The following is a 4,697-nucleotide window of genomic DNA, read 5'->3' on the forward strand; positions in this document are numbered from 1 at the left end:
GATGGAATATTATTTCCACAGGTGGGATGATGAAGGAAGGCTATCTGGCTTTCCTTGGATCCCGGACAGAAGAAGTCATTCGCTCTTATTTTGTAGATACCGTTATTTTTTCCTGTAAGGCTCTTGATGAGAACTGGGGAGTAATGGAATCACAGGAAGCTTTTGGAACAGCAAAGAGAGCAATGCTGGATTCAGGACGTAAGAAAATCCTGGTTGTGGACAATACGAAATTTGACCAGACCGCATTTTCCGTTGCCGGAAGATTGCGGGATGTTGATATCGTCGTGACAGATGCGAAGCCTTCTGAAAAATGGCTGAAGCTTTTTAAAGAAGAGGGCGTGGAGTGCAGATATCCGGAATCTGTCCGATAGAAGCTTTCTGCTTACAAAAGAAAGCTGCAATAAAGGAGCATTGAATTATGAAAACTTTTGAAATGAAAACAGTCATCCATTTTGGTGACAATGCCCTGGATAGACTGGCAGAACTGCCATACAAAAAAGTTCTGGTGATCACAGATCCATTCATCGCAAAAGGGAAAATGATCGAGCTGATCACAGACCCATTGAGACGCGGTGGCAAGGAGTTTGAAGTATTCAGTGATGTTGTGCCGGATGCACCGGTAGGAAAAATCGCAGAAGGTGTAAAGAAGTTCCTGGAGTATCAGCCGGAGGTTGTAGTAGCTGTCGGAGGTGGCTCTGCAATTGACTCATCCAAGGCAATCCGTGAGTTTGCCCTGAAGATCAACAATTACGGCAAAGTAGGTCTTATTGCAATTCCTACTACCAGTGGTACCGGATCTGAGGTTACCTCTTTTGCAGTTGTAAATGATACAGATAATCATGTGAAGTATCCGCTGATCTCAGACAGCCTTACAGCTGATGAGGCAATCCTGGATGCAGAACTGGTAAAGAGCGTTCCGCCCTCTATCACAGCAGATACAGGTATGGACGTACTGACTCATGCAATTGAGTCTTATGTAAGTATCAATCACAATGAATTTTCATCTGCTCTTGCTGAAAAGTCAATTGAAATCTGCGGAGTCTTTCTGTTAAGAGCATACCTTGACGGCGGCGATATGCATGCCCGTCAGAAAATGCATGTAGCTTCCTGTCTTGCCGGACTGTCTTTTAATGCTGCAGGACTTGGAATCACACATAGTATGGCACATCAGCTGGGAGCTATTTTCCATATTCCGCATGGACGTGCCAATGCTATGCTGCTTCCACACATTGTGGAATTTAATGCGAACATTAATAAGCACAGTAAGAGCCAAAAAGAATATCTTCCAGCTGTAAAGAGATATGCAAATATTGCCCATATTCTTGGACTTAGCAATTATAATAAAGTTATGTCTGTAAGATCTCTTGTAAACTGGATTCAGTTTATGCAAAAAGAGATGAATATTCCGCTTACCATTCAGGAAATCGGAACAATTTCACCAGATGAATATTTTGGTGCAATTGACAAGATGGCAGACCTTGCTCTTGCAGACGCCTGCACAACGGCGAATCCAAGAGTTCCTAAAAAGGAAGATATTGTGAAGATCTACAAGAAATTGTGGTCATTTTAATGAATTTAAGAGTTGCTGTTCACTTTGTGCCCGGTAACATATAAGAGACTTTGGACAGATACGGTGGAACTGCGTGTATTTGTCCAGAGTCTGTTTATAACTAATGTAGTGAATGTAAGATAATGTGGATTATTTTCTGTTTTTGCACAGATATTGTCTTATATTCAGTGTATTGGTGCATAATAAAATCCATTTTGCCGGATGGGTAAAATGTCAGGAGAAAGTCGTATGAGTATTTATACAAAGAATGGTGACAAGGGAACTACCAATCTTGTCCATACGAAAAACGTTTCCAAAGCGGATGACCGAATCCAGCTGGAGGGAACCATAGATGAACTTTCCTGCCATATTGGAGTGTTGAAAACCATGATCAGAGATGGAGATACCATCCGTTTTCTGGAGAAGATCCAGGAAAATCTGACCAGAATTGATGCAGGAGTGGCAGATCCATATAATAGAGAGTATAAGATCAATGATGACAAGACAGAGCTTTTAGAGGAAGAGATTGACCGTTTGACGGGGCTTTTTCATATGCCGAAGGAGTCCTCATTACCTGGGGCTTGTCGCTTGTCTGCTGAGATTGATGTGACTTGGGCTGTGGCCAGAAGAGCGGAGCGTGATCTTGCCGCTGTAAGTGTAAAGTTTGGTTCTGACACAGGAAGCAAGAAATATATGAACCGTCTGGCCGACTATCTGTATGTGCTTGCACGCTACGAAGAAGCGGAGGCAGCAGGTCAGAAGACGGGAACGTCAAAGCTTGTAGAAACTGACGCATCTTCTGAAAATACGGAACTACATGCAAGTGGAACTGAGAAAGTGGCAGGAGGAAGCGTGAGCGTGGATACGAAAGTTGAAAATTCTCTCATATCTGGTATCTCTGATTCTGTAGACGAAGCTGTAATTCAGGCAGTACTGCGCCGCATGGGTATGCAGAATAAGATTACACTGGATGGAGCGAAGAAGCTGATCGGGAAAATCGAACAGGAAGCCCTTCGCCGCGGTAAGAAAGCGGTGATTGCAGTTTGTGGTCCGGAAGGAAATCCAATTGCCGTTCATGTAATGGACGGAGCATTTCTGGTAAGCTTTGATGTCGCTTTGAAAAAAGCTTATACTTCTGTTGCGGTGAAGATGTCCACCATGGAATTATCTAAACTGGCTCAGCCAGGCGGAACCTTTTATGGCGTAGATAAGATGGATGGTGGAAAAATCGTGATTTTCGGAGGCGGCGTGCCGCTGAAATCCGGAGATACGATTATCGGAGGTCTTGGTATAAGCGGAGGCACAGGAGAGGAAGATCACAGCCTGGCAGAATATGCATTGTCCGTATTACCGGAAATATTGTAGTTGGAATATAGTACAAAGATTATGACAGGGAAAGGCTATTTCTTTAGGAAAGAGAAAAAGCCTTTCTTTTTTTCGTATGGAGCTTTTGAGACAGAAAGCAGTTTATAACCCGTTTTATCAATAGTCTCTTTCAGTTTTGCTTCATCAAGATCATTTTCTGTAAGGATAACCGTCTCTCCTTTTGTATGGGACGAGGTGACTTTTTTTACAGAAAAGTTATTACGAATACTTTCGTTAATGTGGGATTCACACATTCCACACATCATTCCGTCTATTTTTAATGTAATCTGCTGCATAATTTAATCTCCCTTTTTTAATAGATTTGCCATAAATGTCCTGGCGGTATGTTTTCAAACACGCTCTAAGCTGTGTAATCAAATTTCACAAAGGACAGCTCGCAGTTTGCAATACGGCTGCAGATATTTACTGCTGAATACATTACCACGGAAAATTCTCCGTCAATAGTATCCACATGAAGATAACGTCCGTCAGCGGAGATTCTGGCGTGTTTCACATCGCCTCGCTCTGTCAGTTCTTTTATGATTTCATTTGCCAGGTCTTCCGTAACAGTTTTTGATAAATGATAACATCTTCCCATGATTCAACAGCTTCCTTTCGTCATACTCATGTTAGTTGCTTCTAATTGAAAATATTATAGCACGTTTCAGAAAAAAGAAAACTTCAGTTACAGATAAAATTTATCATTTAAGTGTCGAATTATGTGAGAATTTTACGACCGAATTTCGTTGTAATAGCAACCGGCTTTTGTTAGAATAAAAGAAACGAAAGAGAAAAACAATTTCTGATTTTCTGCGGCGTTCTGCAGCAGTATGTGCGGACAGTTTTCTGCCATGGGCTAATCTGCCTGATCAGCAGCAATTCCATCATCCGGTTACTTGAAAACCTGCTACATAAGGGTCCTGGAATAAGAGACCATTCTGGAAAAATGGCATATATAGCGAAAACAAGAATAAGCTATGGTTTTTTTCGAGTCTTAACAGCAAAAGAAAACGCATAAAATGCGTCAACGTAGCCTGTAAAAAATACAGGAATGATTCTCTGTCGTTTTTCTTACGACGAAAAAAATCACATCTTTAGCATATCTGAGAAATAAGAGAAAAAGAAGTCAATTCTTTTTTTGTGGGCGGGCATCCGGCCAATGCTCGCCCTCCTAATCAGCTTTTCTTATATTTTCCTGGTGTAGTTCCTTTGTATTTTTTAAATGTACGTATAAAATAGCTCAGATCATTAAATCCATTTCGATATGCAATATCTGTAATAGAATCATCGGTTGTGGAGATTTCATAGCAGGCTCTCTCAATGCGCTGCCTGTTCAGATAATCCATGGGAGTCTGATGGGTCATTTCGGAGAAAAAACGGCAAAAGTATTTGGGTGACATGGATACGGAGGCCGAAAGCTGTTTTAGTGTCAGAGCCCCCGTATAGTTGTGCTCAATGAAATCAAGTACCTGTTTCAGCTGTAAAATTCTCTTATAATCACGTCTTGCGCGTGTTATACTTTCAAGATAGTAATGATTACTAAAAATAATGCCGAAAAAGTGGTAAAATTGTCCAATTACAGTGAGCTCGTAGCCAGGTTCTCTTTTCCAAAGAGAATCAAAAAGACTGTTTATTGTATTGCAGATTTCTATATGCTTTGGTGTAAAATGATGATAGATCAGAATTTCCTGATGAATAATCTTCTGCATATATCCTGCACAAACAGAATTATTTTTGAGGAAAACATTTCCGTCGAAAACAATGCACTGATAAAGACAATTAT

5 protein-coding genes and 1 pseudogene are annotated in these 4,697 nt (G+C 41.0%); 3 read left to right on the forward strand and 3 right to left on the reverse strand.

Features of this window, described 5'->3' with window-relative positions; genetic code table 11:
• The 3 genes and pseudogenes from AB5170_RS12695 to AB5170_RS12705 form a co-directional block, all read left to right on the forward strand.
• Positions 1 to 371 (forward strand): annotated as a pseudogene (locus AB5170_RS12695) (DeoR/GlpR transcriptional regulator); the annotation flags it as partial.
• A 47-nt stretch (positions 372 to 418) separates the two neighbouring features.
• A complete protein-coding gene (locus AB5170_RS12700) occupies positions 419 to 1,570 on the forward strand; it encodes a 1-propanol dehydrogenase PduQ (RefSeq protein WP_187565043.1) in 1,152 nt (383 codons plus the stop codon).
• Between the two features lie 228 nt (positions 1,571 to 1,798).
• Positions 1,799 to 2,914: a cob(I)yrinic acid a,c-diamide adenosyltransferase gene (locus tag AB5170_RS12705; protein ID WP_187565042.1), complete on the forward strand. Its 1,116-nt coding sequence runs from the start codon at positions 1,799 to 1,801 to the stop codon at positions 2,912 to 2,914.
• 35 nt (positions 2,915 to 2,949) lie between these two features.
• On the opposite strand, the gene AB5170_RS12710 is transcribed toward AB5170_RS12705, so the two are convergent.
• From AB5170_RS12710 to AB5170_RS12720, 3 genes are all read right to left on the reverse strand, one after another.
• Positions 2,950 to 3,210, reverse strand: a complete 261-nt coding sequence (locus AB5170_RS12710) for a heavy-metal-associated domain-containing protein (RefSeq protein ID WP_148461172.1) — start codon at positions 3,208 to 3,210, stop codon at positions 2,950 to 2,952.
• A gap of 65 nt (positions 3,211 to 3,275) precedes the next feature.
• Positions 3,276 to 3,512: a hypothetical protein gene (locus AB5170_RS12715; protein WP_118577765.1), complete on the reverse strand. Its 237-nt coding sequence runs from the start codon at positions 3,510 to 3,512 to the stop codon at positions 3,276 to 3,278.
• A 577-nt stretch (positions 3,513 to 4,089) separates the two neighbouring features.
• Positions 4,090 to 4,697: helix-turn-helix transcriptional regulator (locus AB5170_RS12720; protein ID WP_368365071.1), on the reverse strand; the 608-nt coding region annotated here is incomplete at its 5' end.

It is taken from the genome of Ruminococcus sp. RTP21484sp1_RTP21281st1_A8_RTP21281_210402 (assembly GCF_040914025.1).
In the GTDB taxonomy this organism is placed as follows: Bacteria; Bacillota; Clostridia; order Lachnospirales; family Lachnospiraceae; genus Blautia_A; species Blautia_A faecis.

Excerpts from the sequence above, each read along its gene's own strand:
- AB5170_RS12700 (WP_187565043.1), top strand. The coding sequence starts at position 419 with ATGAAAACTTTTGAAATGAAAACAGTCATCCATTTTGGTGACAATGCC.
- AB5170_RS12705 (WP_187565042.1), top strand. The coding sequence starts at position 1,799 with ATGAGTATTTATACAAAGAATGGTGACAAGGGAACTACCAATCTTGTC.
- AB5170_RS12710 (WP_148461172.1), bottom strand. The coding sequence starts at position 3,210 with ATGCAGCAGATTACATTAAAAATAGACGGAATGATGTGTGGAATGTGT.
- AB5170_RS12715 (WP_118577765.1), bottom strand. The coding sequence starts at position 3,512 with ATGGGAAGATGTTATCATTTATCAAAAACTGTTACGGAAGACCTGGCA.